The sequence below is a fragment of the Roseiarcus sp. genome (genome assembly GCF_052145395.1).
GTDB lineage: Bacteria > Pseudomonadota > Alphaproteobacteria > Rhizobiales > Beijerinckiaceae > Roseiarcus.
In genome coordinates this window covers 1-2,762 of record NZ_JBKQOT010000287.1, presented here as the reverse complement: position 1 = coordinate 2,762, position 2,762 = coordinate 1, and the positions used below count along the sequence as shown (strand labels likewise).

General features: G+C 67.4%; 1 protein-coding gene. It reads left to right on the top strand.

Annotation, left to right across the window (positions count from 1 at the left end; all coding sequences use genetic code 11):
* The first annotated feature begins 464 nt into the window (after window positions 1-464).
* Window positions 465-2,708, top strand: coding sequence for an FAD-dependent oxidoreductase (locus ACLP25_RS09630; protein WP_442468980.1), 2,244 nt, complete (start codon window positions 465-467; stop codon window positions 2,706-2,708).
* Window positions 2,709-2,762: the final 54 nt, after the last annotated feature.

Below are 2,762 nucleotides of genomic sequence, written 5' to 3'. Positions count from 1 at the left end.
GTCAGGTACTTGATCGCAACGCTGACGCGGGAAGCGCCCTCTACGAGCAGCACGTCACCGGGCCGCAAAGTTTCGGCGAGCGCCTTGGCCGAAGTGGGAGGATTGACGCTGGCGAGCGAGCGGGTCGCGCTGAGCCAGCGCCCTAGCGCTCGACCCGTTCCAGCCAGCATGGGGGTCACGATTTGCTGCTCCTTGTTGGTCGCTGCCATCCGCTACCGTGGTTTTGCAAGCGCGGCGCCTCAACGATCCATTCGTCGAAGCGCTCCGCGCTGTTACGTAGCGCTTGGCCGTCAGGTTCGGCGTCGACTTCCAACTTGCGGCGGGCGCCTGACGCGAGTCCGCGCAAAATTCGAAGATTCTTTCCGTATCCGCGAACCCATTTGCCGCTTTGGGTCCTCTTACGTCATGAAGACGGTCTGCAAATGCCTCTGGCTGGTGAATTTAGATAACAGGCTGATTTGGAGATGGCGAGCGCTTTGGGCGAGAAGCCGGCGGTCATCAAGAACGGCATGCTCAGCTCCGCCGCCCTAGGTCGCTCGAATAGCGTCGGCAAGATGGAAAATCGAGAAATTACGGCGTCCCGACATTCGCCGCGTTTCCAAGGCCGGCGCGCTTGGCTGGTCGCCCTCATAGTGATGGCGGTCGCGTTCGCCGCTTGGTTCGCCCTGGGCGCCGACACGCCTCAGGCGGCAGCGTGGCTGCTGGCGTCGCGCGATTGGGTCGCCGCGCATCTCCTGGTCGCCGCGCTCTTCTTTGGTCTTCTCTACGTCGCCTTCGCCGCGCTGTCGCTGCCGGGCGCCTGGACATTGAGCGTCGCCGGCGGCGCGCTGTTTGGGCCGTGGCTGGGCGTGCCCCTGGTGTCGCTCTCCAGCACGGCCGGAGCGACGGTCGCCATGCTGGCGGCGCGCTATCTGTTTCGCAGTTCCGTCGAGCGCCGCTTCCCCGATTTCGTCGCTCGCGTCAATCGCGGCCTGGCGCGCGACGGGGTCGGCTACCTTCTCGCCGCGAGGCTGACACCCGTCATCCCGTTCTTCGCGATCAATCTGGCGATCGGCCTGACCCGGATGCGGACACCCACTTTCGCGCTGGTGACGCTTATCGGCGCGATGCCGATCGTCGTCCTCTATGTGCTCGCCGGCGAGCAGTTCGCGACGATTGCTCATCCGACCGACATATTGAGCGGACGGATCGTCATCGTCTTGTTCGCTTTGGCGGCGGCGCCCTTCGCGTTCGCAGGGCTCGGCGGTTGGCGCGAAGCGCGGGCCCGGCTGAAGCCTTGGCCCGGCCCGCGCAAGTTCGACTACAACCTGATCGTCATCGGCGCCGGTTCGGCGGGATTGGTGACGGCTTACGTCGCTGCGGCGGCCCGCGCGCGCGTCGCGCTGATCGAGCGCGGCGAAATGGGCGGCGACTGCCTGAATACCGGCTGCGTGCCCTCGAAGGCGCTCATTCGTTCGGCCAAGCTGGCGGCGGAGGGGCACAAAGCCGCCGAACTCGGGCTGGTCGGCGACCTCAAGCCGGACTTTCCCGCCGTTATGGCGCGCTTGCGCAGCGTCGTGGCGAAGGTTGCCCCGCACGATTCCGCAGAGCGCTATCGCGGCCTCGGCGCCGACGTGATCTCCGGTCAGGCGCGCGTGGTCGACCCCTGGACGGTCGAAGTCGCCGGCCGCCGGCTGACCGGCCGCCGCATCGTCATCGCTACCGGCGCCGAGCCGGTCATTCCGCCGATCCCCGGATTGAGCGACGTTGCGCCGCTGACCTCGGAGACCCTGTGGGGCCTGACCGAACAGCCGGCGCGGCTGCTGATCGTCGGCGGCGGCGCGATAGGCTGCGAACTCGCCCAGGCGTTCGCGCGCCTCGGCAGCGCGACAGCCTTGGTTGAGGGCGCCGAGCGGATTCTGGCGCGCGAGGACCGTGACGTCAGCGCCGCGGCGCGGGCGCTGCTTGAAGCCGACGGCGTGAAGGTCGTCGAAGGCGTCGCCGTCTCCGCTTTCCTGAAGACCGAGGCCGACTTCGCCGCGCAGATCGCCGACGGTCGCCAGATCGCCTTCGACAAGGTCGTCGTCGCCGTTGGTCGACGACCGCGCACCCGCGGCTTCGGCTTGGAAGAATTGGGGTTGCCCGAGGGCGGGCGCCTGATCGTCGACAATCGGTTGCGCACGCGCCTGCCGACGATCTTCGCCGCTGGCGACGTGACTGGCCAATTGCAGTTTACCCACGCCGCGGCCCAATACGGGGTGGTCGCGGCGATGAATGCGCTCCTCGCGCCGCTGAAGCCAGCCAAGTCGGTCCTGCCGGCCTTCCCGATGGCGATCTATACCGATCCCGAAATCGCGCGGGTCGGACTCAGCGAGCAAGAGGCGCGCGAAAAGGGGATCGCCTTTGAGGCGACCCGCTACGAGCTAAGCGAACTCGATCGCGCCATCGCCGACGGCGCCGATCGCGGCTTCGTCAAAGTCCTGACCGCGCCGAGCAAGGACCGCATTCTCGGCGTCACCATCGTCAGCGCCCGCGCCGGCGACATGCTGGGCGAATTCACCTTGGCGATGCGCCACGGGCTCGGGCTCAAGGCGATCCTCAACACGATCCATCCCTATCCCGGCTGGGGCGACGCGGCCAAGGCGACCGCCGGGCAGTGGCGACGCGCGCATGCGCCCGCCCGGGCTCTGGTCTGGTCGGCCCGCTTGTTCGACTGGTTAAGAGGGTGACGCATGTTTGACTCCCGTCTTCAGCCGATGTTGCGACGCGCGCTCGATCCACTC